We start from the raw sequence: 26,467 nt of genomic DNA, 5'->3' as shown, positions 1-26,467 counted from the left end.
AGACGGCGCCGCAAGCTGAAGCCGCGCGGCCGGCCGCGGCCGATCAGCAGCACGCTGGCGCGCTGGTCGCGGGCATGGCGGACCAGGGCGCGGGCCGGATCGCTGTCGCGCAGGGTCAGCACCTCGCCGCCCAGGCGTTCGGCCAGGCGCTGGCTGGCCTGGAGGTTGGCGCGGGCGGCGTCGTCCAGCGGCTGGCCGGTGTCGACGTGGACCAGGGTCCAGGGCAGGTGGCGCTGGTCGGCGAGGCGACTGGCATGGCGCACCAGGCGCTCCGCCGAAGGCGCGGTGCCGGCGCCGACGATCAGGCGACCCAGTAGCGGCGGGGCGGCCTGGCCCTGCTGGCGGTATCTCAGGGCGAGCGCCGAATCCACCTGGGCGGCGGCGGTGCGCATGGCCAGCTCGCGCAGGGCGGTGAGATTGGTCTGGCTGAAAAAGGCATCGATGGCCGCGCGCGCCTGCTCGGGCACATAGACCTTGCCCTCGCGCAGGCGCTCCAGCAATTCCCGGGGTGGCAGGTCGATGAGCACCAGGTCATCGGCATCGAGCAGTACCTGGTCCGGCACGGTCTCGCGCACCTGGACGCCGGTGATGTCGCGCACCTCGTCATTGAGGCTTTCCAGGTGCTGGACATTGACCGTGGTGTAGACGTTGAGGCCGGCGGCGAGCAGGTCTTCGACGTCCTGCCAGCGCTTGGCATGGCGACTACCGGGGGCGTTGCTGTGGGCCAGTTCGTCGACCAGCACCAGTTCCGGCGGATCGGCCAGCAGGCCTTCCAGATCCAGTTCGCTGAGCTTGAGGCCGCGGTGCTCGACCCGCCGCAGCGGTTGCTGCGGCAGGCCGGCGAGGAGGGCGGCGGTCTCCCGGCGCCCATGGGTTTCGACGATCCCGGCGCGCACCCGGCGGCCCTGGCGCAGCGCGGTCTGGGCCGCCTGCAGCATGGCGTAGGTCTTGCCCACGCCGGGCGCCGCCCCCAGGAAGACCTTTAGACGGCCACGGCCTTCACGGTGTTCGGCGAGCAGCGCTTCGGCGCGCCCGGTGCTGTCGGTCATTTGCTCAGGTCTGCCAGGGCCAGGTTGAGGAGCAGGACATTAACCGTTGCCGGACCGAAGCGCGAGGTGCGCGTCTGTTCGCTCACCAGGGCATCCAGGCGTTCCGGGGCCAGGCCGCGCGCGGCCGCGACCCGGGCGATCTGATAGCGGGCGCCGGCCGGGGTGAGGTCCGGGTCGAGGCCGCTGGCGGAGGTGGTCACCAGCTCCTGGGGCACCGGGCCCTGGCCGGTCACCTGGACCTCGGGCAGCGCCTTCTCGATCCGCTCGCGCAGCGCCGGTGCCGACTGGGCCAGGTTGCTGGCGCTGCTGGAGACGGTGGCGTAGTCGCCAGCCGAGGGGCGCGGCTGGAACCACTCGGGGCCGCTGAATTTCTGCGCGATCAGGCGTGAGCCGACCACGCTGCCGTCGGCGCGCTGGATCAGGCTGCCGCCGGCCTGGTCGGCGAACAGCACCTGGCCGAGCACCGTCACCAGCAGGGGGTAGGCGCCCCCGGTCAGGGCGCTGAGCAACAGGAGCATCAGCACGGCGGAACGCAATTGCATGAGCATGGCGGTCTCCTCAGACCAGACCCAGGGCGCCGAGCGCCAGGTCGATAGCTTTGATGCCGACGAAGGGTACGACGATACCGCCCAGCCCATAGATCAGCAGGTTGCGGCGCAACAGGGCGGCGGCGCTGGCGGCCTTGACCCGCACTCCGCGCAGCGCCAGGGGAATCAGCGCGACGATGATCAGGGCGTTGAACACGATGGCCGACAGGATGGCGCTCTGCGGACTGGCCAGGTGCATTACGTTGAGCACGTTCAGCTGCGGATAGATGCCGGCGAACAGCGCGGGCAGGATGGCGAAGTACTTGGCCACGTCGTTGGCCACCGAAAAGGTGGTCAGGGCGCCGCGGGTCACCAGCAACTCCTTGCCCACCTGCACCACGTCGAGCAGCTTGGTGGGGTCGGAATCCAGGTCCACCAGGTTGGCGGCCTCGCGGGCGGCCTGGGTGCCGTCGTTCATCGCCATGCCGACATCGGCCTGGGCCAGCGCCGGGGCGTCGTTGGCGCCGTCACCGCACATGGCCACCAGCTTGCCCTCGGCCTGTTCGCTGCGGATGCGCTCCAGCTTCTTTTCCGGCGTGGCTTCGGCGATGACGTCGTCCACCCCGGCCTCGGCGGCGATGGCGGTGGCGGTCAGGGGGTTGTCGCCGGTCACCATCACGGTGCGGATGCCCAGGGTACGCAGCTCGGCGAAGCGCTCGCGGATGCCCGGCTTGACCACGTCCTTGAGGTGGATGGCGCCCAGCAGCCGGCCTTCGCCGCAGACCAGCAGCGGGGTGCCGCCACTCTTGGCGATGGTCTCGATCTCCCGGGCCAATACCTCCGGCAGGTCGGCGCGGGTCTGGCCGAGAAATATCAGCACGGCGTCCACCGCACCCTTGCGATACTCGCGGCCCTGCCAGTCGATGCCCGACAGGCGCGTCTCGGCGCTGAAGGGAATGGGGATAACCTGGGCGCGCGGCGGCTCTTCCAGCGGGTGCAGGTTGCGCAGGTACTCCACTATCGAGCGGCCTTCCGGGGTCTCGTCGGCCAGCGAGGCGTAGAGCGCACCCTCGGCCAAGCCCTTGGGCGTGATGCCGGGGGTAGCGTACAGGGCGCTGCAACGGCGGTTGCCGAAGGTGATGGTGCCGGTCTTGTCCAGCAGCAGGGTATGGACGTCACCGGCGGCTTCCACGGCGCGCCCCGAGGTGGCGATCACGTTCAGTCGGACCAGGCGATCCATCCCGGCGATACCGATGGCCGAGAGCAGGCCGCCGATGGTGGTGGGGATCAAGGTCACCAGCAGCGCCACCAGGAACAGCAGCGGCAACTCACCACCGGCCAGGGCAGCGAAAGGCTGCAGGGTCACCACCACCAGCAGGAAGATCAGCGTCAGGCCGATCAGCAGGATGTCCAGGGCGACCTCGTTGGGGGTCTTCTGCCGCTTGGCGCCTTCCACCAGGGCGATCATGCGGTCCAGGGTCGACTCGCCGGGGTTGGCGGTGATGCGCACCCGGATCCAGTCCGACACCACCCGGGTGTTGCCGGTGACCGCTGAGCGATCGCCACCGGATTCGCGGATCACCGGTGCCGATTCCCCGGTAATGGCCGCCTCGTTGACCGCGGCCACGCCTTCGATGATCTCGCCGTCACCGGGGATCAGTTCGCCGGCTTCCACCCGCACGATCTGGCCCTTGCGCAGCGAGCTGGCCGGCACCATCCGGTGCTCGCCGTTTTCCTCCAGGCGGGCGGCGAGATTCTGGCCGATGCCCTTGAGGCTGTCGGCGCGGGCCTTGCCACGCCCCTCGGCGAGGGCTTCGGCGAAGTTGGCGAACAGCAGGGTGAACCACAGCCAGAGGGTGATCTGCACCGCCACCCCGGTGCTCACGCCATTGTCCGGCGCCAGGCACAGCAGGGTGGAAAACAGCGCGGTGATCTCGACCACGAACATCACCGGCGAGCGGATCTGCTGGCGCGGGTCGAGCTTGACGAAGGCCTGCCGCAGCGCCTGGCGCCACAGGGTGCCAGGGGTAGGAGTGGGCAGGGTGTGGGTCTGGGCATCCATTTCAGCGGACTCCGAACAGTTGCAGATGGTCGGCGATCGGCCCCAGGGCGAGCGTCGGCAGGAAAGTCAGGCCGCCCACCAGCAGCAGGGTGATCACCAGCAGGGTGACGAACAGCGGGCCGTGGGTGGGAAAGCTGTTGGGGCCGAGCGGCACGGGTCGCTTGGCGGCCAGGCTGCCGGCGATGGCCAGGATCGGCAGGATGTAGCCGAAGCGACCGATCAGCAGGGCCAGGCTCAGCATCAGGTTGTGGAAGGGGGTGTTGGCGCTGAAGCCGCCAAAGGCCGAGCCGTTGTTGGCCGTGGCCGAGGTGTAGGCATAGAGCAGCTGGCTGAAGCCATGGGGGCCCGTCGCGCCGATCCCGGCCACGCCGGCCGGAACGCTGGCGGCGATGGCGCCCAGCACCAGTACGCCCAGCGGCATGACCAGCAGGGTCGCCACCAGCAGCCGTACCTCGGGGGCTTCCAGCTTCTTGCCCAGGTATTCCGGGGTACGACCCACCATCAAGCCGGCGATGAAGACGGCGATCAGCACATTGAGCAACATGCCGTAGAGGCCGGCGCCGACGCCGCCAAAGATCACCTCGCCGAGCATCATGTTGAACAGGGCGATCAGGCCGGTCAGGGGTGCCAGGCTGTCATGCATGGCGTTCACCGAGCCGTTCGATGCCGCCGTGGTCACCGTCGCCCAGAGCGCCGAGGCGGTACCGCTGAAGCGGGTTTCCAGACCCTCTAGAGACGCCCCCTGGGTGATCGACAGGCCGGCCAGCGCCGGGTTGGCGTGATTCTGGGCACCGATGGCCACGGCGCCTCCGACCACCAGCAGGCCGAACATGGCGGCGAAGATCGCCCAGCTCTGCCGCCGATCCTTGACGTAGTGGCCAAAGCTGAACACCAGAGCGGCCGGAATCATCAGGATGGCGGACAGCTCCAGTAGATCGCTCAGCGCCGTGGGGTTCTCGAAGGGGTGCGCCGAGTTGACGCCAAAGAAGCCGCCGCCGTTGGTACCCAGCTGCTTGATCGCGATCTGGCTGGCCGCCGGGCCCAGCGGCAGGGTCTGGCTGGCGCCTTGCAGGGTGGTGGCATCGACATAGGCGGCGAAGGTCTGGGGCACGCCCTGCCAGATCAGCAGCAGCGCCAGGGGCACGCACAGCGGCAGCAGCACATAGAAGGTGGCGCGAAACAGATCGACCCAGAAATTGCCGATCTCCTGGGCGCTGCGGCGGGTGATGCCGCGGGCCAGGGCGGCCAGCACGGCGACGCCCACCGCGGCGCTGACGAAGTTCTGCACGCCCAGGCCGACCATCTGGCTGAAGTAGCTCAGCGAGGCTTCGCCGCTGTAGGCCTGCCAGTTGGTGTTGGTGACGAAGCTGATGGCGGTGTTCAGCGCCAGGGTCCATTCCAGGCCGGGCAGGTGCTGCGGATTGAGCGGCAGTTCGCCCTGCAGCAGCAGGATGGCGAACAGCAGGATGATCCCCAGCAGGTTGAACAGCACCAGGGCAATGGCATAGGTGCGCCAGTCCTGGCCACGGCCATCGGTGCCCACCACCTTGAGGGTCAGGCGCTCCAGGGGCCCGCCGACAAAGGTCAGCCAGGTCCGCTCGCCTTCCAGCGCGCGGTAGAAGTAGCGCCCCAGGAAGGGCGCGGGAAGAAAGGTCAGGGCCAAGAAGGCCAGGATCAGGAACGCGGCTTGGCTGTCCATGCCGCCTCCCTAGGACCGGCCGGCGCGCAACAGCGCCGCCAGCAGATAGACGAACAGACCCAGTGCCAGGAGCAGGGCCAGAAGATTCCAGGGGGTCATCGCGAGTTCTCCAGAGACGGCCGTTGCCGCGTGGAGAAATTGTCGGGAGGAGGGGTGTAAAGAAGCGAGGCGGGGAGCGGTGGCGGGGCGTAAAGAAAGCGTTAAATCGGCCCCGCTCGCCAGTGCTGGCGGGGCCTTGCGACTATTGCTTGGGCGCGGCTTGCTGTTCTTCCTTGGCCTTCTTGTTGGCCTCGTGGTGACCGATGGCACAGCCCGCGGCGGCACCGGCGACGCCGTGACCACCGGCGACATGACCCGCGGCGCCGCCGACCACGGCGCCCTTGACGCAACCGGCGGCGAAGGTAACTTGGCTGGCGCCGAGCAGGAGAGCAGACAGGGCAAGGGTAGGCAGGAGCTTCATGGTGGCGACCTCTCGTGGGTGCGAAGTAATGTCCTGTAACAATTGACCTGGCGGCGCTCCGGGGGTTCGCCGCCTTGTGCAAATCTTCCGTGGACAAGCCGCATGCCAGAGCCTGCCAGCCGCCAGGCTACGGGTGGGGCGCCTGATGCAGGACGGCCCAGTAGGCTGGTTTCGGCCGTTGGTGGCGGTCGAACAGCAGCGGCTGGTCGTCTCCCGGTACGCCGGGCGGGTTGTTCAGATAGCTGTGGTCGTCGGCCACGCCCCACCAGGTCACGGCGCTCACCTCGGGGTGCCTCAGGACCATGGCCATGAAGTCGCGATAGCGTTCGGCCTGAAGGTCCAGCCGCTGCGGCAGACCGAGTACGGGGTGGTAGTCGTGGTGCTGATAGAGACTCATGTCCAACTCGGTGATCTGGTTTTCCAGCCCCAGCTTGGCGAAGGTGGTGAGCGACTGATCGATGGCCGCCAGGGACGGCCAGTAGATACTGATATGGGTCTGGTGGCCGATGCCCTGTACCGGCACGCCCTCGGCCAGCAGGCCCTTGACCACCCGCGCGAGGCAGTCGCGCTTGGCGGGCTCGTGGGTGTTGAATTCGTTGATGAACAGGCGCGCCTGGGGATCGGCGGCATGGGCGGCGCGAAAGGCCTCGGCCAGATAGTCCGGACCGACCACCTGCAGCCAGCGATCGTCACGCAGGCAACTGCGCTGATTGGGGTCTATGGCCTCGTTGACCACGTCCCAGGCATAGACTCGCCCGCGGTAGTGGCCGACCACCGTGGCGATATGCGCTCGCAGGCGCTGCAGCACCTGCTCTCGGGTGGCCGGCTGCCCATCGGCACCCTGCCAGAACCAGTCCGGGGTGTGGCTGCCCCAGAGCAGGGTATGGCCGCGCACCGCCAAGCCGTGCTGCTCGGCGAAGGCGACGATGGCATCGGCCGGCCCGAAGACATAGCGATCTTCCTGCGGATGGATGCGCAGGGGCTTCATGGCGTTCTCGGCCACCAGGCTGCCGAATTGCTGCGCCAGCAGCGCCCCGTCGGGGCCTGCCAGTTGATCGGGTTCGATGGCGGCGCCGATCTTCAGGCGCCCGCCATAGGCCGCCGCCAGGGAGCGGGTAGCGATCGGCTCCGCGGCCAGGGCAGCGGCACTCCAGAGACCCAGAGACACCAGCAGGGCGAGCAGAGTACGCGGCATCGGGATGACCTCCCAGCATCGGTAGTGGGTGGCTGGCGGCCGTTCAGCCATGGGTGTGCGGCGACTCTTCCTTGGCGTTCGCCGCCAGGTGATGGCCGATGAGGCACCCGGCCACCGCACCGGCGATGGCATGGTGACCGGCGACATGCCCGGCCACCCCGCCGACCACGGCACCCTTGATGCAACCCGCCGCCAGACTCGCCTGGCTGAGGGCGAGCAGGAAAAATGACAGGATGATGACCGCAAGACGTTTCATGGCAGGTATCCGAGGCGTGCTGGAGCGCCGAAGGTAACGGCACCCGGGTTAACAGGCGCTTAAGACCAGCGCCTATGCCGCTGCCCGCGTAGCGTGGAAAACGGCGCAGCCTTTTCCACCGACAGCCATCAAGGCCTCTCCCGACGGCTACGTGGACAAGCTTCGCGTTGTCGACCCTACGGCGAAATCCCCATAAAAAAACCGCCCCGAGGGGCGGTTTTTCAGTACCGAACGCTACGTCAGACTTCGACGGCGGCGATACGGGCCTTTTCCGCGCTTTCACGGAATTCGGCGATCTGATCGAAGCTCAGGTAGCGGTAGACGTCCGCGGCCATGCTGTCGATGCTCTTCGCGTATTGCATGTACTCCTCGACGGTGGGCAGCTTGCCCAGGATCGAGGCCACCGCTGCCAGCTCCGCCGACGCCAGGTAGACGTTGGCGCCGTCGCCCAGGCGGTTGGGGAAGTTGCGGGTGGAGGTGGAGACCACGGTGGCGTTGGCGGCAACGCGGGCCTGGTTGCCCATGCACAGCGAGCAGCCCGGCATTTCCATACGCGCGCCAGCCTTGCCGTAGATGCCGTAGTAGCCTTCCTCGGTCAGCTGGTGCTGGTCCATCTTGGTCGGCGGCGACAGCCACAGGCGGGTCGGGATCGAACCCTTGACCTTGTCCAGCAGCTTGCCGGCGGCGCGGAAGTGACCGATGTTGGTCATGCAGGAACCGATGAACACCTCGTCGATCTTGTCGCCGGCCACCTGGGACAACAGGCGGGCGTCGTCCGGATCGTTCGGGGCGCACAGCACCGGCTCGTTGACCTCGGACAGGTCGATCTCGATGACTTCACTGTATTCGGCGTCGGCATCGGCGGCGAGCAGTTCCGGGTTGGCGATCCAGGCTTCCATGGCGCGCGCGCGGCGCTCCAGGGTGCGCGGGTCACCGTAGCCTTCCTCGATCATCCAGCGCAGCAGGGTGATGTTGGACTGCAGGTACTCGGTGATGGACTCGGGCGACAGCTTGATGGTGCAACCGGCGGCGGAACGCTCGGCGGAGGCATCGGACAGCTCGAACGCCTGCTCCACGGTCAGGTCTTCCAGGCCTTCGATCTCGAGGATGCGGCCGGAGAAGATGTTCTTCTTGCCCTTCTTCTCGACGGTCAGCAGGCCCTTCTGGATGGCGTAGTAGGGGATGGCATGCACCAGATCACGCAGGGTGATCCCCGGCTGCATCTTGCCCTTGAAGCGCACCAGGACCGACTCCGGCATGTCCAGCGGCATGACGCCGGTGGCCGCGGCGAAGGCCACCAGGCCGGAACCGGCTGGGAAGGAGATGCCGATCGGGAAGCGGGTGTGGGAATCGCCACCGGTGCCGACGGTGTCGGGCAGCAGCATGCGGTTCAGCCAGCTGTGGATGATGCCGTCGCCCGGACGCAGGGAGACGCCGCCACGGGTGCGGATGAAATCCGGCAGGGTGTGGTGGGTCTTGACGTCGATGGGCTTGGGATAGGCCGCGGTGTGGCAGAAGGACTGCATCACCAGATCAGCCGAGAAGCCCAGGCAGGCCAGGTCCTTCAGCTCGTCGCGGGTCATCGGGCCAGTGGTGTCCTGGGAACCGACGGTGGTCATCTTCGGTTCGCAGTAGGTGCCGGGGCGCACGCCCTCGACGCCGCAGGCCTTGCCGACCATCTTCTGCGCCAGGGTGTAGCCCTTGCTGCTCTCGGCCGGCTGGTCCGGCTTGTTGAACAGGTCGGTCGGACCCATGCCCAGTTCGGCACGCGCCTTCTCGGTCAGGCCGCGGCCGACGATCAGCGGGATACGGCCGCCGGCGCGGACTTCGTCCAGCAGCACGGGGGTCTTGAGTTCGAAGGTGGCGAGCACCTCGTCACTGCCGTGGCGGGTGACCTTGCCGGCCTTGGGATAGACGTCAATGACGTCGCCCATTTCCAGCTCCGACACGTCGAATTCGATCGGCAGGGCGCCGGCGTCTTCCATGGTGTTGTAGAAGATCGGGGCGATCTTGGAGCCGAAGCAGAAACCACCGGCGCGCTTGTTGGGCACGTAGGGGATGTCGTCGCCAAAGAACCACAGCACCGAGTTGGTGGCGGACTTACGGGACGAACCGGTACCGACCACATCACCGACATAGGCGACCGGGAAGCCCTTGGCACGCACTTCCTCGATCTGCTTCAGCGGACCGATGCTGCCTTGCTGCTCGGGCACGATGCCGTCGCGAGCCATCTTCAGCATGGCCAGGGCGTGCAGCGGGATGTCCGGACGCGACCAGGCGTCAGGCGCAGGAGAGAGGTCGTCGGTGTTGGTTTCGCCCGGCACCTTGAACACGGTCAGGGTGTACTTCTCGGCGATTTCCGGACGCTTCTTGTACCACTCGCCCTCGGCCCAGGACTGCATGACGGCCTTGGCGTGGGCATTGCCCGCCTTGGCCTTCTCGGCCACGTCGTGGAAGGCGTCGAACATCAGCAGGGTGTGCTTGAGTTGTTCGGCGGCCACAGCGCCCAGTTCGGCGTCGTCCAGCAGCTCGACCAGGGTGGCGATGTTGTAGCCGCCCTGCATGGTGCCCAGCAGCTCGGTGGCGCGCTGCTTGGAGATCAGCGGGGACTGGGCTTCGCCCTTGGCGATGGCGGAGAGGAAACCGGCCTTGACGTAGGCGGCTTCGTCGACGCCCGGCGGCACGCGGTTGGTAATGAGGTCGACGAGGAATTCTTCTTCGCCGGCCGGGGGATTCTTCAGCAGTTCGACCAGACCGGCCGTTTGCTCGGCGTTCAGCGGCTGGGGCACGATGCCCTGGGCGGCACGCTCTTCTACGTGTTTACGATAGGCTTCAAGCACAGGTTGACCCTCATCAGTGGTCCAATATTGCGTCCGGGGGCTGGCGCCCCGAAATGCATTCGGCAGGGTAAGACGGGGGAGGCTGCGGGCAGGACCGCCGTCGCGCCGGACGCATTCCGCCGGAAGCTGTTTTCAAAGTTTTACGCCGGCTGCTGAAAAGCTGATCTGCAGCAGGGCGGTTGATGAGGCCGCCGCTGCCGGATCGCCGGATACTTTGCTCGTGACGCTTTGAAAACAGCTTCGTATCGGACATTGCGCCTATAAGGCTGCCTAATTCTACGCCAAGCCTCGAGCGAAGTTAAGCGCCGCGTTGTCGCATCGCTGCGTCGGCTGATTAGACCTTGGCCGCAGGCTGCTACCGGCCCAGGTGCGCGAAGCGCCCGCTGAAGGGTTTGGCGATGGGGTAGGCCAGGTCACCGTGCTTGCTGGTGCCCAGGCCCAGGTCGACCAGGGATTCGGCCAGCTTGACCGCGGCGCTGACGCCTTCGATCACCGGAATGCCGATGGCTTCGCTCAGGGCCTCGCGCAGATCGGCCATGCCGCCACAGCCGAGCACGATGGCGCCGGCGCCTTCCTCGTCACGGGCGCGGCGGCCCTCGGCGGCGATCAGTTCGATCAGGCTGTCGTCGGCGGCTTCCAGGGCCAGCACCGGCAGGTCGATGCAGCGCACCGAGGTGCACAGCTCGGCGAAGCCGTAACGCTGCAGCAGGTGCTCGGCGATGATGCGCGTGCGGGTGAGGGTGGTCACCACCGCGAAGCGGGTGGCCAGCAGGCTGGCCAGGTGAAAGCCGGCTTCGGCGATGCCCAGTACCGGCCCCTGGGCCATTTCCCGCGCGGCCAGCAGGCCCGGATCGCCAAAGCAGGCGATGACGTGGGCCGCGCAGCCTGCCTCGACGCCCTTGCGCATCTCTTCGATCACCCCTACCGCGGCCACGGCCTCGTCGTAGTGACTTTCGATGGACACCGGACCGGCGTCCGGATTGCTGGCGAGAATGGTGGTGCCCGGTCGGGCGATGGCCTGGGCCGCGCGACCGATCTTGGCGGTCATGCTGGCGCTGGTGTTGGGATTGATGACCTGAATCTGCATGGGAGCCTCAGCTGCGTTTGAAGATGCTGCGGAAATCGGGCTCGGCGGCCGTGGGCCGGTCGATCCGGAGGGATTCGCGGATGAGGCGCAGGTGCTGCGCCATCCACTCGCTGGCGGCCGTGCCGTCGCCGCGGGCGAGCAGGTCCAGCAGGTCTTCGTGCTGACCGCAATCGCAGCCCAGGCTGTGCCGCGAGCCATAGATGGCGATCAGCAGCGAAGAGCGACTGGCCAGTTGGGCCACCTGTTCGGTCAGCACCTGGTTGTCGGCCAGGGCGGCGAGTTCGACGTGAAAGCGCGCGGAGAGCTGGATCGCCAGGCTGTGGCGGCCGCCATGCTGCGCTTCGTGCTCTTCGAGGCACAGTTGCCGTAGGGGCGCGAGCTGGGCGCTGTCGACGCGGGCGGCCACCAGCGGCATCAGCGCCGGTTCGATCAGTTGGCGCGCAGCGAGGATGTCCTGGGCCTCCTTGGCGCTGGGTTGGGCGACCTGGGCGCCGCGATTGGCGCGCAGGGTCACCAGCCGCTCCAGGGCCAGCCGCTGCAGCACCTTGCGAATGCCGGTGCGGCTGATGCCGAAGGTTTCCGCCAGGGTGTCTTCCGGCAGCCGGGTGCCCGGGGTCAGACGATGCTCGACGATGGCTTCGAGAATGTCCTGGTAGATCCGTTCGTCCCGGGGCGAGGCGGCAACGGCGAGCGACGAGGGTACTGCACTCATGGGCTGACTCCGGCGATTTGCCTGAATTGTATACAAAGTCTCGGGCGACGACGATGGGCGAATGCGTTCCGCCTCGTGCGCCAAGGTAGCGCCTGTCTGCCACCAAACGCCCCAGAGAAGTGCATATGCGGTAACGCTTGCAAGCCTGGGTTAGAGCCTTTTTTCTCTAAAATTCTCTATCGAGCCAGGAGGTTAAGGACATTTTCCGGTAGCTGGCACGTTCTCTGCCTGATGGATTGTATACAAAACAAGGCGGGTGCCGTATGCAGGTGCCCGCTACCACGGAGGAGGCGATTCATGAACCAGCAGATTCCCCCGGGCTACAGCCCACGCCTGTACAACGAAGACCTCGGCCCGGTCGAGCAGAAATGGAGCTGGTACAACATCTTTGCCTTCTGGATGAGCGACGTGCACAGCGTTGGCGGCTATGTCTTCGCCGCCAGCCTGTTCGCCCTGGGGCTGGCCAGTTGGCAGGTACTGATCGCGCTGCTGGTGGGGATCTGCATCGTGCAGGTGGTCGCCAACCTGGTCGCCCGGCCCAGCCAGCAGGCCGGCGTTCCCTATCCGGTCATCTGCCGGCTGGCCTTCGGCGTCTTCGGCGCGAACATTCCGGCGGTGATCCGTGGCCTGATCGCGGTCGCCTGGTACGGCATCCAGACCTACCTGGCCTCCAGCGCCCTGGTCATCGTGGTGCTGCGCTTCTTTCCCGCGCTGGCGGTCTATGGCGACAGCAGCTTCCTGGGCCTTTCCTACCTGGGCTGGGGCGGCTTCCTCACCCTCTGGTTCCTCCAGGCCTGCGTCTTCTGGGCGGGCATGGAGTCCATCCGCCGCTTCATCGACTGGGCCGGCCCTGCCGTCTATGCGGTGATGTTCCTCCTCGCCGCCTGGATCGTCTGGCGCGCCGGCTGGAGCAACATCAGCTTCACCCTGGCGGAAAAGCAGCTGACCGGCTGGGCGGCCTTTGGCCAGGTGATCGTCGCCATCGCCCTGGTGGTGTCCTACTTCTCCGGGCCCACGCTTAATTTCGGTGACTTCAGTCGCTACTGCCGCTCCATGCAGGATGTCCGGCGCGGCAATTTCTGGGGCCTGCCGATCAACTTCCTGGCCTTCTCCCTGGTCACCGTGGTGATCGTCTCCGGCACCCTGCCGGTATTCGGCGAGATGATCCACGACCCCATCGCCACCGTGGCCCGTATCGACAACACCACCGCGGTGCTGCTGGGCGCTTTCACCTTCGTGACCGCCACCATCGGTATCAACATCGTCGCCAACTTCGTCTCGCCGGCCTTCGACTTCGCCAACGTGGCGCCGAGCAAGATCAGCTGGCGCGCCGGCGGCATGATCGCGGCCGTGGCCTCGATCTTCATCACCCCCTGGAACCTGTTCAACAACCCCGAGGTGATCCACTACACCCTGGATGTCCTGGCCGCCTGCATCGGCCCGCTGTTCGGTATCCTGCTGGTGGACTACTACCTGCTGCGCAAGGGCCGCATCGACGTCGATGCCCTGTTCGACGATTCCCCGCAGGGCGCCTACTGGTACAGCGGTGGCGTCAACTGGGTCGCGGTCCAGGCGCTGGTGGCCGCGGCCCTGATTGGGTTGTGCTTCACCTTCGTGCCCTGGTTCAAGCCGATCGCCAACTTCGCCTGGTTCACCGGCTGCTTCCTCGGCGGGCTGTTCTTCTATGCCCTGAGCCGGCGCAGCGCCAGCCCGCTGCCGAGCCGCGGCGTCGCCGCGGTGTGATTTGACCTGAGGTTCTGCACGACCGGCGCGGGCCACCCGCGCCGGTCGTTGCCGTTTCCGGCTAGACTAGGCGTTTTGCTCCAAGGCTTGCCGCCCATGCCCGCTCCTGTCATCAAGACGCCCTGCGTCGGCCTGTGCTCGACGATGTTCGGCGACCACGTCTGCCGTGGTTGCAAGAGATTCCACCACGAGGTGGTGAACTGGAATCTCTACGGCGAAGAGGAGCGTCGCGCCGTCTGGGCGCGCCTGGAGCTGCTGCTGGTGCAGGTGGTGTCGGCCAAGGTCGATGTCTTCGATGCTGCGCTGTTGCGCCAGCAGTTGCAGCAGCGCAGCATCCGCTTCCGGCCGGATCAGTCCGAGTATTGCTGGGCCTATCAGTTGCTGGCCCGGGGTGCGCGCCATATCCAGCAGCTGGACGCCTATGGGGTGCGCCTCCTGCCGGAATTTCGCGAGCGCCCGCTGGCCGAGTTGCGCGACGCCATCGACCGGGAATTCTTCCTGCTCTCCGAAGCCCACTACGACCGTTACATCGCCCCGCGCTTCCTGCTCGAAGGGGTCGACAGCCGCGTCTGAGCGTCAGCAGGCGAGCGGCGCTGCCCAGGCGCGCGCCTTTCTCTATAATGCGCGGCTTTTGCACGGGATTACGCTGATGTCCTTGCCCGAGATGAACGAATTCCTCGGTTGCCGTACGCCGGATGCCTGGGTCGAGGCCGCGCTGCAGGATCTGCCGACGCTGCTGCAGGACCACGCCAACAACGAGAAGAAAGCCGCCGGCGCCGCCTTTCACTACCTGTTCACCTATTCCAATCGCGCCGAACTGTCCTGGAAGATGTCGCGCATCGCCCGCGAAGAGTTGCGCCACTTCGAACAGGTGCTGCAGATCATGAAGCGCCGCGGCATCGAGCACCGCAACGTCAGCTCGGCGCGCTATGCCGGCGCCCTGCGCAAGCTCTGCCGCAACCATGAGCCGCTGAAGCTGACCGACAGCCTGGTGATCGGTGCCTTCATCGAATGCCGCTCCTGCGAGCGCTTCGGCGCGGTGGCGCCCCATCTGGACGCGGAGCTGGGCAAGTTCTATAGCGGCCTGCTGGCCTCCGAAGCCCGGCATTTCCAGGACTATCTCAAGCTCGCCTATCTCTATGGCGAGCGCGACGACGTCGACGCCAAGATCGCCGAGGTCCGCGCCCTGGAGGTGGAACTGATCACCTCCAGCGATGGCGAGCTGAGATTCCACAGCGGTATTCCAACCGCTGCCTGAGTCGCGCTACTTGCAGGCCTTGGTCTGGCCCACGTAGGGATTGCCATGGCCCATGATGCAGGCCAGGCGCTGATTGCGCTGGCGCTCCCAGGCCTCGGGCGGGTACTGCTTGGTCCAGGCGGTGTAGAGCTGGCTGTCCTGCTTGGACAGCCGCAGGCCGTAGCGGTCGCTCATGTAGAAATAGGTGCGGGCGACCATGCCGCGGATCTCAGGACGCGGCATGGCGGTCTTGGCCTTGAAGTCCACCACCATCTGGCAGGCGCCGTACTGGCTGGGTTTTTGCGGCAGCCAGCCAAAGGCGAAGTTGCTGCGATCGCCATTGACCTCGCCGACCACCGGCACCAGATTGAAGAGATCGGCTTCGGCCTTCTGGTACACCGGATCGCTGGCCGTGCAGTTCTTGCGACCGCCTTTCTGCCAGCACTGGCGCTGGTGACCGATCACCCACGCCGGCACGATGTGCTCCCACTCGATGCGGCTGGCGCGCTGGGCGCTCTTGCGCGGGACATAGCCGCAGCTCTTCAGATCCACGGTCTTGCCGCTGTAGTGGCAGCCGCAATAGAAGTCCACGCCCTGCTTGGCATAGACCTTGGTCGCGACCACCTTGGCTTCGCTGAAGGTGCGGGGTGGCTGGGGTGTCGCCAGGGCGCTCAGGGAAGCCAGGCTCAGGCAGAACAGCAGGGCAGGGCGCAACGACATGGAGAATCCGTCCGAAAAAGCGCGGATACTACCGACCCGCCTGGGGTCGCGGTGTGACTGGGTTCACTGGAATCCGCCGCGCATTACCCGCTGGCTGAAGCGAAACACGATTCGATATCAATGACTTAGAGGTATGGCATGGCAGCCTGGGACATCTTCTGCACAGTGGTGGACAACTATGGGGACGCGGGTATCACCTGGCGTCTGGCCCATCAGCTGGTCGCCGAGCATGGACAGCAGGTCCGCCTCTGGATCGACGACCTCTATCCCCTGGCGCGGATCCAGCCGGGGGTCGATGGCACGGCCGAGCAGCAATGGCATCGCGGGGTCGAGGTACGCCTCTGGCGTGCCGACTGGACGCCGGCCGAGCCGGGCGACGTGGTGGTCGAGGCCTTCGCCTGCCAGTTGCCGGAAGGCTTCATCACCGCCATGGCGGGGCGCGCCGAGCGACCGCTCTGGCTCAATCTGGAATACCTGAGCGCCGAGGAGTGGATCGAAGGCTGTCATGCTCTGCCGTCGCTGCAGCCCACCGGCCTGAACAAGTACTTCTTCTTTCCCGGCTTTACCGCCAAGGTCGGTGGTCTGCTGCGCGAGCGTGACCTGCTCGAGCAGCGGGACGGCGTCCAGCAGGCGGCCGCGACGCGGGACGACTTTCTCGCCGGGTTGGGCGTCCGCCGGCAGCCGGGCGAGCGCCTGTTCTCGCTGTTCGCCTACGAGAATCCGGCGCTGATCGACTGGCTCGACGCCCTGAGCGCCGCTAACCGGCCGACCTGCCTGCTGGTGCCGGAGGGGCGGGTACTGGCCAACGTCGCCGCCTGGCTGGGCGTCGACTGGCTCAAGGCCGGCGACAGCCACGGCCGTGGCGCCCTGCGGGTGCAGGTGCTGCCCTTCGTCTCCCAGCAGCAATACGACCGCCTGCTGTGGTGCTGCGACTTCAATGCCATCCGCGGCGAGGACTCCTTCGTCCGCGCGCAATGGGCCGCGCATCCCTTCGTCTGGCACATCTATCCGCAGGAAGAGGACGCCCACTTCGTCAAGCTCGAGGCCTTCCTGGCGCGCTATGTGGCGTCCGGCACCCCTGAACTGGGCGCCGCGGTCAGTGCCCTGTGGCTGGCCTGGAACGGTCGTGGCGACCTGGCTGCGGCCTGGTCGGCGCTGGACGCACAGGTCGAAAACTGGCGTCTGCTGGCGCGTGACTGGAGCGATCGGATGGCTTCTCACAGCGATCTTGCCGCCAGCCTGGTGCATTTCCATACAGATTGGCTATCATATGGCGCCTCGAAATCCCGTTCTTCCATCCATACGGATAACCGCATGAAAACCGCACAAGAGTTCCGTGCCGGCCAAGTGGCCATGATCGACAACGCTCCCTGGGTCATCCAGAAAGCTGAATACAACAAGTCCGGCCGTAACGCTGCAGTGGTCAAGATGAAGCTGAAGAGCCTGCTCTCCGGCAGCGCGACCGAGACCGTCTTCCGCGCCGATGACAAGCTCGAGCCGGTGATTCTGGATCGCAAGGAAGTAACCTATTCCTACTTCGCCGATCCCCTGTACGTCTTCGTCGACGCCGACTACAACCAGTACGAAGTGGAGAAGGACGACCTGGGCGAAGCCATCGCCTTCATCGAAGACGGCATGACCGACGTCTGCGAAGCGGTGTTCTACAACGACCGCGTCATCTCCATCGAATTGCCCACCACCATCGTGCGCCAGATCGCCTACACCGAGCCGGCCGTTCGCGGCGACACCTCGGGCAAGGTCATGAAGACCGCTCGCCTGAACAACGGCTACGAGCTGAAGGTCTCCGAGTTCTGCGATATCGGTGACCACATCGAGATCGACACCCGTACCAACGAGTACAAGTCGCGCGCCAAGGTCTAAACCAGGCGTCTCGATCAGAAAGCCCGGCTTGCCGGGCTTTTTGCTGTCTGGGCTTTCGTCGCGGGCCGGTCTGGCCGGTCTCTCCAAATCCCTTTGCCGCTGGATAGAATTGCCGTGGAATCGCTGTTTACCTTGTTGATCGATGTCGTCCTTGGGGCGGTGCTGGGCGTGGTGGGTGGGCTGTTCGGCATCGGCGGTGGCCTCATCGCCATTCCGGTGTTGGCGCTGCTGTTCGGCCTCGACCAGCAACTGGCCCAGGGCACCGCCCTGGTGATGGTGGTGCCCAACGTGCTGCTGTCGGTCTACAAGTACAATCAGCGCAACCGCATCGACTGGCAGCGCGCCGCCTTGCTCGCGGCTGCCGGCATGGTCTCGGCTTTGGTGGGCACGGCACTGGCGGTGTCGCTGGATGCCCGCTCGATGCGCCACGGCTTCGTCGGCTTCCTGCTGCTCCTTGTGCTCTACAACCTCTGGCAGCTCTATCGCCGTGGCCAGCCACCGCTGACCACGCCGAGCCGTCTCGGCCTTGGCGTGCTGGGGCTGGTGGCGGGACTGGTCGGCGGGCTGTTCGGCGTCGGCGGGGCGGTGATCGCCACGCCCATCCTGGCGGGCGTGATGGGACTGACCCAGGTCGCGGCCCAGGGCATGTCCCTGGCCATGGCCTTGCCCACCACGGGCGTCACCCTGGCCAGCTATGCCTGGCATGGCGAAGTGGATTGGAGCGTCGGCATTCCCCTTGCCATCGGCGGCCTGCTCAGCGTGAGCTGGGGCGTGAAGCTGGCCCACCAGCTGCCCGAACGGCTGCTGCGCCTGCTGTTCTGCGGTTTTCTGCTGCTTTGCGCGGTGCTGCTGGCGCTGCGCTGACTACTGCCGAAAGCCCTCGGCGATATGCTCGGCGAGGGTGTCGATGATCGGCGAGGCGCTGCGTGGATTGCGCAGCAGTTCGATGGAACAGGAGGGCAGGTCGGGCATGCCGTCGGCTTCTCCCAGCCGGCGCAGCTCGCTCGGCAGCAGGCTCTCCAGCTGCGCGGTGACCGCCAGGCCTGCCTTGACGATGCCCAGCAGCGCGGCAAGGCTGGGGCTGCTGTAGGCCAGGCGATAGCCACGGTCGCGATTGTCCAGGGCGCGCCGGGCCCATTCGCTGAGAAAGCAGGAGGTATTGAACATCGCCAGCGGCAGCGGATCGCGCTGGTGGATGTCGAAACCAGGCGCCTCGGCCCAGACGAAGCGTTCCCGCCGCAACGGCAGACCGATCTCGTTGCCCGGTTCGCGGGTGACGATGGTCAGATCCAGATCCTGGCGCTGCAGCAGACCCGCGGTGGGCTCGCAGTGGACATCCACCTGCACCAGCGGGTAGGCCTTGGCGAAGCCCGCGAGGATGCCCGGAATGAACCTCATGACGTAGTCGTCAGGGGTGCCGATGCGCACCGTCCCCACCATGTGCGGCTCGCGCAGGGTGGTCATCACCTCCCCATGCAGCTTGAGGATCCGCCGAGCGAAGCCCAGCAGGACCTGGCCTTCCGCGGTCAGACGCACCTGGCGGCCGTCACGCTCGAACAGTCGCCGCTGCAGCACGTCCTCTTCCAGCTTGCGCATCTGCATGCTCACCGCCGACTGGGTGCGGTTGACCACCTCGGCCGCGCGGGTGAAGCCGCCCTGATCGGCGATGGCGACAAAGGTGCGCAGCAGATCGGTCTCTATGCTGGGGTAGTTCATGGCATCAGCTCGGTGAATGGATCGCATCAGAAAGATTCGTTGGATTGATGTTAAGCCGGCTTCCAGACTTGAGCCATACCCTCTGGAGAAGGAGATGCACCATGGCTCAGCTCATAGCTCACCGAGATTCGTCCGGGCGTTCCCCTGGTGTTGCGGGCGTCACCTCTCGTCTGCGGCAGGTCTGGGCCTGGTTGCGGCGGGCGATAGAGCTTTCCCGCCAACGCCGAGCGCTCTATCGGCTGGATGAAAACGCGCTGCACGACCTCGGCCTGAGTCGCGCCGATGCCTGGCAGGAGGCCGACAAGCCGTTCTGGCAGCAGCCCGCGGAGGAGCGCCGCCGCCGATCCTGCTAGGGTGAAAGATCCCTTCCTCTTTCAGGAGCTCGGATGGACAGCCTTTCCCTGCGCGAGGCCCGGCGTCTGGCCTTGCGCGCCCAGGGTTTCGGTAATCAACCCAAGGGTGGCGCGGGTCCCGCCGCCCTGTATCGCCAGGCCGCACGCCTGAACGTGCTGCAGATCGATTCGGTCAATGCGCTGGTGCGCTCCCATTACCTGCCGCTGTTCAGCCGTCTCGGCCACTATGCCTTCGCCGATTTCGATGCCCTGGCCTGGGGCCAGGGGCGCAAGCGCCAGCTCTATGAATGCTGGGCCCACGAGGCTTCGCTGGTGCCGGCCGAGGTCTGGGCCGAGCTGCGCTGGCGGCGCGATCAGGCGCGCCAGGGCATCGGCATCTATCGGCAGCTGGCGCGTTTCGCCGTCGAACAGCCGCAGGTCGTCGCCCAGACCCTGGAGGCGGTGGTGCAGCGCGGTGCCCTGGGCGCCGGCAGCCTGGCTCGGCGGGTCGAGCAGGCCGGTCCCTGGTGGGACTGGAGTCCGGGCAAGCTGGCGCTGGAGTGGCTGTTCGCCGCCGGTGAGGTGACGGTGGCCGGGCGGCGCGGCTTCGAGCGTCTCTATGACCTGCCCGAGCGGGTGCTGCCGGCGGAAATCCTTGCGGCGCCGGCCGTTGCGCCCGGAGCCGCCCGCCGCGCCTTGCTGCTGCGCAGCGCCCGTGCCCTGGGCGTGGCTAGCGAGGTCCAGCTGCGTGACTATTTTCGTCTCAGTCCGGCCGAAGCCCGCCAGGGCCTCGCCGAATTGCTGGAGGAGGGCAGTCTGCAGCCCCTCCAGGTGCAGGGCTGGTCGAAGCCGGCCTATGTCGCCGAGACGCCCAATCCCGGGCGCCCCGTGCGCGCCGCGGCGCTGCTGTCGCCCTTCGATTCGCTGGTTTGGGAGCGTGAGCGCACCGAGCAGCTGTTCGGCTTTCGCTATCGACTGGAGATATACACGCCGGCGGCCAAACGGGTCTATGGCTACTATGTGCTGCCCTTTCTCTACCGGGAGCGGCTGGCGGCGCGGGTGGATCTGCGCGCCGAGCGGGCGCAGTCACGGCTGGCGGTGCATGCCGTGCATCTGGAGGCGGCGGGGCTCGATGACGAGGGGTTGGATGCCCTGGCGGGGCGGTTGCGCGCCCTGGCCGACTGGCTCGGCCTCGCCGACCTGCAGTTGCACGGGCCGGCGGACGTCTTGCGCGAGGCGGTGGCGCGGCACTAGGGCGCGCCGCGCCCTCTCTGCCTTAGCGGCGAATGCCCTTGAGCGTCTCGGCGATCATGAAGGCCAGTTCCAGGGACTGGTCGGCATTCAGGCGCGGGTCGCAATGGGTGTGGTAGCGATCGGACAGGGCGTCTTCGGTGACCGGGCGGGCGCCACCGATGCATTCGGTGACGTTCTGGCCGGTCATCTCGATATGGATGCCGCCCGCGTAGGTGCCCTCGGCCTGGTGCACGCCGAAGAATTCCTTGACCTCGCCCAGCACGCTGGCGAAATCCCGGGTCTTGTAGCCGGTGGACGCCTTGATGGTGTTGCCGTGCATGGGGTCGGAGCTCCACAGCACCTGGCGACCCTCGCGCTCGACGGTCTGGATCAGGCGCGGCAGGTGATCGCCGACCTTGCCCGCGCCCATCCGCACGATGAGGTTGAGGCGACCCGGATCGTTCTCGGGGTTGAGGGTGTCGATCAGGCGGATCAGGTCTTCGCTGGTAGTGGAAGGACCGACCTTGACGCCGATGGGGTTGTTCACGCCGCGCAGGAATTCGACGTGGGCACCGTCGGGCTGGCGGGTGCGGTCACCGATCCAGAGCATGTGCGCCGAGCAGTCGTACCAGTCACCGGTCAGGCTGTCGCGGCGGACGAAGGCTTCTTCGTAGTTGAGCAGCAGCGCCTCGTGGGCGGTGAAGAAGTTGGTTTCCTTGACCTGGGGCGCGGTGTCCAGGCCGCAGGCGCGCATGAAGGCGAGGGTCTCGTCGATGCGGTCCGCCAGCTGGTGGTAGCGGTCGGCCAATGCCGAGTTGGCGATGAAGTCCAGATTCCAGCGATGCACCTGGTGCAGGTCGGCGAAACCGCCCTGGGCGAAGGCGCGCAGCAGATTGAGGGTCGCGGTGGACTGGTTGTAGGCCTGGATCAGGCGCTGCGGGTCGGGGATGCGGCTGCCTTCGGTGAAGTCGATGCCGTTGACGATGTCGCCACGGTAGGCTGGCAGGGAGACACCGTCCTGGACCTCGTCGCCGGACGAGCGCGGCTTGGCGAACTGGCCGGCCATGCGGCCAACCTTGACCACCGGGCAGCCCGCGGCGAAGGTCATGACCACCGCCATCTGCAGCAGCACCTTGAAAGTGTCGCGAATCTTGCCGGCGGAGAATTCGAAGAAGCTTTCCGCGCAATCACCGCCCTGCAAAAGGAAGGCCCGACCCTGGGTCACCTCGGCGAACTGCCGGCGCAATTCGCGGGCTTCGCCGGCAAACACCAGCGGCGGATAGCCGGCCAGGGTGCGCTCGACCTCGGCGAGACGGGCTTGATCGGGGTATTCGGGCTGCTGCTGGATGGGCAGGCTTCTCCAGCTGGTGGGGCTCCAGGGCGCGGACATGATTCTCTCTGAGTGGTGCGACGAAGCCTTCCATACTAACCGATGACGGGCGCAACGCTCGATAGACAGTGCCCATCGCGGCTACCATGGGCGGCTATAGAGGAGGGTGGTGATGGTCGAGACGGAAGTGTTGCTGGAAGAGGTCGTCGATGACCATGGCCGGATCCGGGTGGTGGAGGTGGGGCCCTATCGTTTCCTGGAGTTTGGCGAGGAGGTGGAACAGAGCTGCGTCTTCACCGCGGACCCCGCCTGGCTGGAATACGACTACAACCGCGCCATGCTGCTGGGCGCGCTCTGCCACCCGCAGCCGCGGCGAGCGCTCTTTCTCGGCCTGGGCGCCGGCACCCTGACCCAGGCCTGCCTCAAGTGGCTGCCCCTGGAGGCGGTGGAAGCCCTGGAGCTGCGCCCCGCGGTACCGCGCCTGGCACGCCAGCATCTGGGCCTCGACGAGGACCCGCGCCTGGCCATCCGCATCGGCGATGCCCTGGACCTGCTCGAAAGCGCGGCGCCTGCCGATCTGATCTTTGTCGATCTCTATACCGATGTCGGCCCCTCCAGTGCGCACCTGGCCTGGCGCTTCCTGGAAAACTGCCAGGCCAAGCTCAACCCCGGCGGCTGGCTGATGATCAACCAGTGGAGCGCCACCGATGGCAAGCCCCTGGGCGCCGCACTGCTGCGCGGCCTGTTCCGCCATCATTACTGGGAGTGCCCGGTGGTCGAGGGCAATGTCATCCTGCTGGTGCCGGCCAGTCTGGAGCAGGAGCTGGACGAGGCGGGCACGCGGCAGCGCGCCCGGGAGTTGACCCCGCGGATAGGGTTCGATGTGGAGGCATATCTGGACAACCTGCGTGCGGCAACCTGACCACAAAAGTAGACCAAGGTTCTCTGGAGAAATGTCCAGGGTTCGGGTATCATTCGCCCCGGTCTTTTTGACCTTCCGTTCAGGAACTGCATCTTCCCGGTCCGCCGCCATGGCCACACCGGTCGTGCGTTCGCCCGACGGCGAACAATCCTAGACGCTTCACCCCTTTTTCATCCGCTATTTCGCAAAAAGCTCACACCTTGGCTGCCTGGGCGACTTCGGTCATTCGGATAAGCGCAGCTCTTGGCTTTGGGGTCTTTGCGAAGCACACGAGGCAAGACAATGACCCAGGACACCAGCGGTTTCGCTGCGCTCAATCTCAATCCCGCCATCCTCGCCGCCATCAAGGCCGTCGGCTACGAAGAGCCGTCGCCCATCCAGTCGCAGTCCATCCCGGTGATTCTCTCCGGCCACGACATGATCGGCCAGGCCCAGACCGGTACCGGCAAGACCGCAGCCTTCGCTCTGCCGCTGCTCTCCAAGCTCGACCCGTCCCGCCGCGAACCCCAGATTCTGGTGCTGGTTCCCACCCGTGAACTGGCCCTGCAGGTGGCTACCGCCTGCGAAACCTATTCCACCGAGATGCCCGGCGTGAAGGTCGTGGCCCTCTACGGCGGCGCGCCCATGGGCCCGCAGCTGAAGTCCCTGCGCATGGGCGCCCAGGTTCTGGTCGCCACCCCCGGTCGTCTGTGCGACCACCTGCGTCGCGACGACAACCTGCTGGCCACCGTCCAGCACCTGGTGCTCGACGAAGCCGACGAGATGCTCAAGCTGGGCTTCATGGATGACCTCGAATTCATCTTCGAAGCCATGCCGGAATCCCGCCAGACCGTGCTGTTCTCGGCGACTCTGCCGCCGTCGATCCGCGCCATCGCCGAGCGTCACCTCAAGGAGCCGCAACACGTCCGCATCGCGGCCAAGACCCAGACCGTCGCCCGCATCGAGCAGGCGCACCTGATGGTCCACGCCGACCAGAAGCCGGCCTCGGTGCTGCGCCTGCTGGAAGTGGAGAACTTCGACGCCCTGATCGCCTTCGTGCGCACCAAGCAGGCGACCCTGGACCTGGCCGAGCTGCTGGAACGCCAGGGCTATCGCGTCAGCGCCCTGAACGGCGATATGCCCCAGGCCCAGCGCGAGAAGACCATCGAGTCGCTGAAGGATGGTTCGCTGGACATCGTGGTCGCCACCGACGTCGCCGCTCGCGGCCTGGACGTGGCGCGCATCACCCACGTCCTGAACGTGGACATGCCCTACGATCCGGAATCCTACGTGCACCGTATCGGTCGTACCGGCCGTGCCGGTCGTGAAGGTCGCGCGCTGCTGCTGGTCACCCCGCGCGAGCGCCGCATGCTGCAGGTCATCGAGCGCGTCACCGGTCAGCGCGTCGGCGAGATCCGCCTGCCCGACGCCGAAGCCGTGCTGGAAGCCCGTATCTCCCGCCTGGCCGATGGCGTGGGTTCGCTGCTGGCCGATGCCGACACCACCCATGGCGCCCTGCGTCAGGAGCTGTGCGAGCGTCTGCAGTGCGATCCCTCGACCCTGGCCGCGGCCCTGCTGGCCAAGCTGACCAGCGGCCGCGCCCTGGACATCGAGTCGGTCCGTCGCGAGCAGCCGCTCACCCCCGGCGCCGGCCGTAGCGAGCGTCCCCGTGGCGAGCGCAGCGAACGGGGCGATCGTCCCGAGCGTGGTGAGCGTCCGGACCGTGGCGAGCGTCGTCCGATGCAGCCGTTGCCGGAAGGCCGCGTGCGCTGCCGCACCGCCCTGGGCGCCCGTGATGGCGTCGCCGCCAAGAACCTGCTGGGTGCCATCATCAACGAAGGTGGCATGGATCGCGAGGCCATCGGCCGCATCCAGATCCGTGACTCGTTCAGCCTGGTGGAGCTGCCCGAGGAAGGCCTGGAGCGTCTGCTGACCAAGCTCAAGGACACCCGTGTAGCCGGCAAGGCCCTGCGCCTGCGTCGCTATCGCGAGGATTGATCCCCAGGCTTTTGCTTGGCGATAAGAGGCCCCGGCGCTGTAAGGCGTCGGGGCCTTTTTGTTGCGCAGGACGTCTGGTACGACCAACCTGTGCTCACGCGCGTATACGCTACGGGTCGCCGTTTTCCCCCTTGCGAAGGGACTGGTAGGCCGCGAAATCCACGGGAACGGTCTCAGGCAAGAACCGTGGGAGGAGTGGGATTGCGAGCGCTGCTAAGGGCTAGCTGCCTCTGACAGCGAGATGTACCTGGTAATGTTCCAGAACGTACTGGACGTCTTCGGCGACTCTTCGCCGCTCCCCACAGAATACGAAAGTACCCAGGCCATCCTTGTGGCAGAAAAAGGCGCCCGACGCTATGTCTCCCGGACGCGGTAGGGTCTTCATGCTCAATGTCGAAAGGCTTTCGATCGCTGCGAGCGTCAGGTGGGAGACATGGAGCGTTTCGCGGGACAGGTGCTTTTTCGGAAACATCATATAGGCCCAGGCTTCGCAGCGGCGGCTGGTCTGCAGGGATTCACAGAGGCCGAGTTGCAGGGCGAGGTGAAGCAGGCGCAGGTCCAGGCCATGAGCGAACGCTATCATCTCGGTCGTATGTCCGCCGCCCGGGCGGAAGGCGATTTCCAGCAGTTCCAAACCAGCGCCTGCGTCGCCGAAGGCTTCGATGTGATAGACCCCGTCAGGGCAATCGAACGCAGCTATCACCCGTTCGACGAAGGGACGCCAGAGCGCCTCGAGATCCTCCTGGGGAACTGAGAGATACCCCAGTGGTTGCTCGGCAAGGTAGTCGATGGGTTTCCCCAGGTATTTACCGGCACTGAGGAACGCCAGTTGCTTGCCGAGAACGATGGCATCGAGTTGATACAGAGGCTGGCTGTTATAGGTTTCGATGATGTACTGGTGTTCGCTCATGTCCTGGTAGCTGTCACCCGTATCGCGGGGGAGGCCGGAGAGCTCGCGGGCATCGGTGATGATCCTGACCCCCACGGCGCCCGCCAGCGATCGGGGTTTCAGAATGACCGGAAGGGTCGCGGCGCCGCTTTTCAGCTCGTCGAGGGTAACTTCCTTGGCGGTGGGTATGTTGAACAGCTGGGCGATCTGTTTCATCCGCTTCTTGTCGCGAAAGCGCACAGCCATATCGAGCGTAAGCCCTGGCAAGCCCCAGCGTTCGTTGGCCCACGCCGCGACGTGCACCGCGAATTCGTCATTGGGAAGGACTGCGGTAATGGCGTAGGTGTCGGCGATTCGATCAAGGACGCTGTCAATTTCGCCATGGACGGCGAAGTCCCGGACCAGGAAGGTGTCGCTCCGCACCAGTTCCGCTCCAGCCTGGCCCAGCAGGTCCTCCAGGAGGTAGACGAATGTCCATCGCGCTAGCTCATAGGTGTCCCTGAGTCTGGCGACCACCTCATCGACATCCAGTTCGGAGGAAATGATCAATAGGGTGTTGGGCTGGTCAATTCTCATGATAAACGGGGCCTTTGGTCGTGG

24 protein-coding genes and 1 pseudogene are annotated in these 26,467 nt (G+C 66.3%); 10 read left to right on the top strand and 15 right to left on the bottom strand.

From position 1 onward, the window contains the following. From OXS31_RS11725 to OXS31_RS11675, 11 genes are all read right to left on the bottom strand, one after another. Positions 1–1,049: universal stress protein (locus OXS31_RS11725; protein ID WP_346674100.1), on the bottom strand; the 1,049-nt coding region annotated here is incomplete at its 3' end. Further along, positions 1,046–1,597 carry a potassium-transporting ATPase subunit KdpC gene (gene kdpC, locus OXS31_RS11720; protein ID WP_074582564.1) on the bottom strand — a complete coding sequence of 184 codons (552 nt, stop codon included), beginning with the start codon at positions 1,595–1,597 and terminating at the stop codon, positions 1,046–1,048. The genes OXS31_RS11725 and kdpC, both read right to left, overlap by 4 nt. A 10-nt stretch (positions 1,598–1,607) precedes the next feature. Continuing rightward, positions 1,608–3,638 (bottom strand): potassium-transporting ATPase subunit KdpB, encoded by a 2,031-nt coding sequence (kdpB, locus tag OXS31_RS11715; RefSeq protein ID WP_267399114.1) that lies wholly within the window; start codon positions 3,636–3,638, stop codon positions 1,608–1,610. Position 3,639: 1 nt separating this feature from the next. Further along, entirely contained in the window at positions 3,640–5,337 is a 1,698-nt protein-coding gene (gene kdpA / locus OXS31_RS11710; protein WP_267399113.1) for a potassium-transporting ATPase subunit KdpA, read from the bottom strand. A 9-nt stretch (positions 5,338–5,346) separates the two neighbouring features. Further along, positions 5,347–5,436: a potassium-transporting ATPase subunit F gene (locus OXS31_RS11705; RefSeq protein WP_017640468.1), complete on the bottom strand. Its 90-nt coding sequence runs from the start codon at positions 5,434–5,436 to the stop codon at positions 5,347–5,349. A 142-nt stretch (positions 5,437–5,578) separates the two neighbouring features. Continuing rightward, positions 5,579–5,797, bottom strand: a complete 219-nt coding sequence (locus OXS31_RS11700) for a hypothetical protein (RefSeq protein WP_007158508.1) — start codon at positions 5,795–5,797, stop codon at positions 5,579–5,581. A 127-nt stretch (positions 5,798–5,924) separates the two neighbouring features. After that, positions 5,925–6,992, bottom strand: a complete 1,068-nt coding sequence (locus tag OXS31_RS11695) for an endo-1,4-beta-xylanase (RefSeq protein ID WP_267399111.1) — start codon at positions 6,990–6,992, stop codon at positions 5,925–5,927. A gap of 43 nt (positions 6,993–7,035) precedes the next feature. Next, complete coding sequence (locus tag OXS31_RS11690) at positions 7,036–7,248, bottom strand: hypothetical protein (protein WP_267399110.1); 213 nt, start codon at positions 7,246–7,248, stop codon at positions 7,036–7,038. A 239-nt stretch (positions 7,249–7,487) separates the two neighbouring features. Beyond that, positions 7,488–10,088 carry a bifunctional aconitate hydratase 2/2-methylisocitrate dehydratase gene (gene acnB / locus OXS31_RS11685; protein ID WP_267399108.1) on the bottom strand — a complete coding sequence of 867 codons (2,601 nt, stop codon included), beginning with the start codon at positions 10,086–10,088 and terminating at the stop codon, positions 7,488–7,490. 355 nt (positions 10,089–10,443) lie between these two features. Beyond that, positions 10,444–11,175, bottom strand: a complete 732-nt coding sequence (locus OXS31_RS11680; RefSeq protein WP_027599521.1) for an aspartate/glutamate racemase family protein — start codon at positions 11,173–11,175, stop codon at positions 10,444–10,446. A 7-nt stretch (positions 11,176–11,182) separates the two neighbouring features. After that, the gene (locus OXS31_RS11675) at positions 11,183–11,887 is read right to left on the bottom strand and encodes a GntR family transcriptional regulator (RefSeq protein ID WP_044342055.1); all 705 of its coding nucleotides are present in this window, start codon (positions 11,885–11,887) and stop codon (positions 11,183–11,185) included. 297 nt (positions 11,888–12,184) lie between these two features. On the opposite strand from OXS31_RS11675, the gene OXS31_RS11670 reads away from it, so the two are divergent. The 3 genes from OXS31_RS11670 to miaE all read left to right on the top strand — a co-directional run bounded on the left by OXS31_RS11670 (position 12,185) and on the right by miaE (position 14,888). Next, on the top strand, positions 12,185–13,630 hold the full coding sequence (locus OXS31_RS11670; RefSeq protein ID WP_027599520.1) for an NCS1 family nucleobase:cation symporter-1: 1,446 nt from the start codon (positions 12,185–12,187) through the stop codon (positions 13,628–13,630). Between the two features lie 96 nt (positions 13,631–13,726). Beyond that, on the top strand, positions 13,727–14,203 hold the full coding sequence (locus tag OXS31_RS11665; RefSeq protein ID WP_027602188.1) for a DUF1289 domain-containing protein: 477 nt from the start codon (positions 13,727–13,729) through the stop codon (positions 14,201–14,203). A 73-nt stretch (positions 14,204–14,276) separates the two neighbouring features. Continuing rightward, positions 14,277–14,888, top strand: coding sequence for a tRNA isopentenyl-2-thiomethyl-A-37 hydroxylase MiaE (miaE, locus tag OXS31_RS11660; protein WP_169886934.1), 612 nt, complete (start codon positions 14,277–14,279; stop codon positions 14,886–14,888). 6 nt (positions 14,889–14,894) lie between these two features. On the opposite strand, the gene OXS31_RS11655 is transcribed toward miaE, so the two are convergent. Continuing rightward, positions 14,895–15,587 (bottom strand): endonuclease I family protein, encoded by a 693-nt coding sequence (locus tag OXS31_RS11655; protein ID WP_007158498.1) that lies wholly within the window; start codon positions 15,585–15,587, stop codon positions 14,895–14,897. 138 nt (positions 15,588–15,725) lie between these two features. Between OXS31_RS11655 and earP the strand changes: the two are divergent. From earP to OXS31_RS11640, 3 genes and pseudogenes are all read left to right on the top strand, one after another. Further along, positions 15,726–16,853, top strand: a pseudogene (gene earP / locus OXS31_RS11650) (elongation factor P maturation arginine rhamnosyltransferase EarP); the annotation flags it as partial. A 48-nt stretch (positions 16,854–16,901) separates the two neighbouring features. Further along, positions 16,902–17,468, top strand: a complete 567-nt coding sequence (efp, locus tag OXS31_RS11645; protein WP_007158497.1) for an elongation factor P — start codon at positions 16,902–16,904, stop codon at positions 17,466–17,468. A gap of 123 nt (positions 17,469–17,591) precedes the next feature. Then, the gene (locus OXS31_RS11640; protein ID WP_027599518.1) at positions 17,592–18,332 is read left to right on the top strand and encodes a sulfite exporter TauE/SafE family protein; all 741 of its coding nucleotides are present in this window, start codon (positions 17,592–17,594) and stop codon (positions 18,330–18,332) included. Here the strand turns inward: OXS31_RS11640 and OXS31_RS11635 are convergent, their stop codons facing one another. Beyond that, positions 18,333–19,184: a LysR substrate-binding domain-containing protein gene (locus OXS31_RS11635; RefSeq protein WP_007158495.1), complete on the bottom strand. Its 852-nt coding sequence runs from the start codon at positions 19,182–19,184 to the stop codon at positions 18,333–18,335. A 101-nt stretch (positions 19,185–19,285) separates the two neighbouring features. Here OXS31_RS11635 and OXS31_RS11630 point away from each other — a divergent pair, with 101 nt between their 5' ends. Together OXS31_RS11630 and OXS31_RS11625 are read left to right on the top strand one after the other, a co-directional pair. Next, the gene (locus OXS31_RS11630; RefSeq protein WP_027602191.1) at positions 19,286–19,537 is read left to right on the top strand and encodes a DUF1127 domain-containing protein; all 252 of its coding nucleotides are present in this window, start codon (positions 19,286–19,288) and stop codon (positions 19,535–19,537) included. Positions 19,538–19,570: 33 nt separating this feature from the next. Further along, a complete protein-coding gene (locus OXS31_RS11625; RefSeq protein ID WP_027599515.1) occupies positions 19,571–20,770 on the top strand; it encodes a crosslink repair DNA glycosylase YcaQ family protein in 1,200 nt (399 codons plus the stop codon). 22 nt (positions 20,771–20,792) lie between these two features. On the opposite strand, the gene OXS31_RS11620 is transcribed toward OXS31_RS11625, so the two are convergent. Next, positions 20,793–22,139: a 3-deoxy-7-phosphoheptulonate synthase class II gene (locus OXS31_RS11620; protein WP_077172746.1), complete on the bottom strand. Its 1,347-nt coding sequence runs from the start codon at positions 22,137–22,139 to the stop codon at positions 20,793–20,795. A gap of 112 nt (positions 22,140–22,251) precedes the next feature. Here OXS31_RS11620 and OXS31_RS11615 point away from each other — a divergent pair, with 112 nt between their 5' ends. Further along, the gene (locus OXS31_RS11615) at positions 22,252–23,001 is read left to right on the top strand and encodes a spermidine synthase (RefSeq protein WP_267399094.1); all 750 of its coding nucleotides are present in this window, start codon (positions 22,252–22,254) and stop codon (positions 22,999–23,001) included. 282 nt (positions 23,002–23,283) lie between these two features. Continuing rightward, positions 23,284–24,978, top strand: a complete 1,695-nt coding sequence (locus OXS31_RS11610) for a DEAD/DEAH box helicase (RefSeq protein WP_077172748.1) — start codon at positions 23,284–23,286, stop codon at positions 24,976–24,978. Positions 24,979–25,198: 220 nt separating this feature from the next. Here the strand turns inward: OXS31_RS11610 and OXS31_RS11605 are convergent, their stop codons facing one another. Beyond that, positions 25,199–26,443, bottom strand: a complete 1,245-nt coding sequence (locus tag OXS31_RS11605) for a serine kinase (RefSeq protein ID WP_267399091.1) — start codon at positions 26,441–26,443, stop codon at positions 25,199–25,201. Positions 26,444–26,467 lie beyond the last annotated feature (24 nt).

It is taken from the genome of Pseudomonas sp. GM_Psu_1 (genome assembly GCF_026544185.1).
Classification (GTDB): Bacteria; Pseudomonadota; Gammaproteobacteria; order Pseudomonadales; family Pseudomonadaceae; genus Chryseomonas; species Chryseomonas oryzihabitans.
Note: the sequence above shows the minus strand (reverse complement) of the source record. Positions and strands in the feature narration are given on the sequence as shown.

What these genes read in the sequence shown, in the direction of transcription:
- OXS31_RS11695 (WP_267399111.1), bottom strand. Translation starts at nt 6,992, where the DNA reads ATGCCGCGTACTCTGCTCGCCCTGCTGGTGTCTCTGGGTCTCTGGAGT.
- kdpC (WP_074582564.1), bottom strand. Translation starts at nt 1,597, where the DNA reads ATGCTCATGCAATTGCGTTCCGCCGTGCTGATGCTCCTGTTGCTCAGC.
- OXS31_RS11705 (WP_017640468.1), bottom strand. Translation starts at nt 5,436, where the DNA reads ATGACCCCCTGGAATCTTCTGGCCCTGCTCCTGGCACTGGGTCTGTTC.
- kdpB (WP_267399114.1), bottom strand. Translation starts at nt 3,638, where the DNA reads ATGGATGCCCAGACCCACACCCTGCCCACTCCTACCCCTGGCACCCTG.
- OXS31_RS11675 (WP_044342055.1), bottom strand. Translation starts at nt 11,887, where the DNA reads ATGAGTGCAGTACCCTCGTCGCTCGCCGTTGCCGCCTCGCCCCGGGAC.
- OXS31_RS11630 (WP_027602191.1), top strand. Translation starts at nt 19,286, where the DNA reads ATGGCTCAGCTCATAGCTCACCGAGATTCGTCCGGGCGTTCCCCTGGT.
- OXS31_RS11620 (WP_077172746.1), bottom strand. Translation starts at nt 22,139, where the DNA reads ATGTCCGCGCCCTGGAGCCCCACCAGCTGGAGAAGCCTGCCCATCCAG.
- efp (WP_007158497.1), top strand. Translation starts at nt 16,902, where the DNA reads ATGAAAACCGCACAAGAGTTCCGTGCCGGCCAAGTGGCCATGATCGAC.
- OXS31_RS11615 (WP_267399094.1), top strand. Translation starts at nt 22,252, where the DNA reads ATGGTCGAGACGGAAGTGTTGCTGGAAGAGGTCGTCGATGACCATGGC.
- OXS31_RS11700 (WP_007158508.1), bottom strand. Translation starts at nt 5,797, where the DNA reads ATGAAGCTCCTGCCTACCCTTGCCCTGTCTGCTCTCCTGCTCGGCGCC.
- OXS31_RS11635 (WP_007158495.1), bottom strand. Translation starts at nt 19,184, where the DNA reads ATGAACTACCCCAGCATAGAGACCGATCTGCTGCGCACCTTTGTCGCC.
- OXS31_RS11625 (WP_027599515.1), top strand. Translation starts at nt 19,571, where the DNA reads ATGGACAGCCTTTCCCTGCGCGAGGCCCGGCGTCTGGCCTTGCGCGCC.
- OXS31_RS11680 (WP_027599521.1), bottom strand. Translation starts at nt 11,175, where the DNA reads ATGCAGATTCAGGTCATCAATCCCAACACCAGCGCCAGCATGACCGCC.
- OXS31_RS11670 (WP_027599520.1), top strand. Translation starts at nt 12,185, where the DNA reads ATGAACCAGCAGATTCCCCCGGGCTACAGCCCACGCCTGTACAACGAA.
- OXS31_RS11690 (WP_267399110.1), bottom strand. Translation starts at nt 7,248, where the DNA reads ATGAAACGTCTTGCGGTCATCATCCTGTCATTTTTCCTGCTCGCCCTC.
- kdpA (WP_267399113.1), bottom strand. Translation starts at nt 5,337, where the DNA reads ATGGACAGCCAAGCCGCGTTCCTGATCCTGGCCTTCTTGGCCCTGACC.
- OXS31_RS11605 (WP_267399091.1), bottom strand. Translation starts at nt 26,443, where the DNA reads ATGAGAATTGACCAGCCCAACACCCTATTGATCATTTCCTCCGAACTG.
- OXS31_RS11665 (WP_027602188.1), top strand. Translation starts at nt 13,727, where the DNA reads ATGCCCGCTCCTGTCATCAAGACGCCCTGCGTCGGCCTGTGCTCGACG.
- OXS31_RS11610 (WP_077172748.1), top strand. Translation starts at nt 23,284, where the DNA reads ATGACCCAGGACACCAGCGGTTTCGCTGCGCTCAATCTCAATCCCGCC.
- OXS31_RS11655 (WP_007158498.1), bottom strand. Translation starts at nt 15,587, where the DNA reads ATGTCGTTGCGCCCTGCCCTGCTGTTCTGCCTGAGCCTGGCTTCCCTG.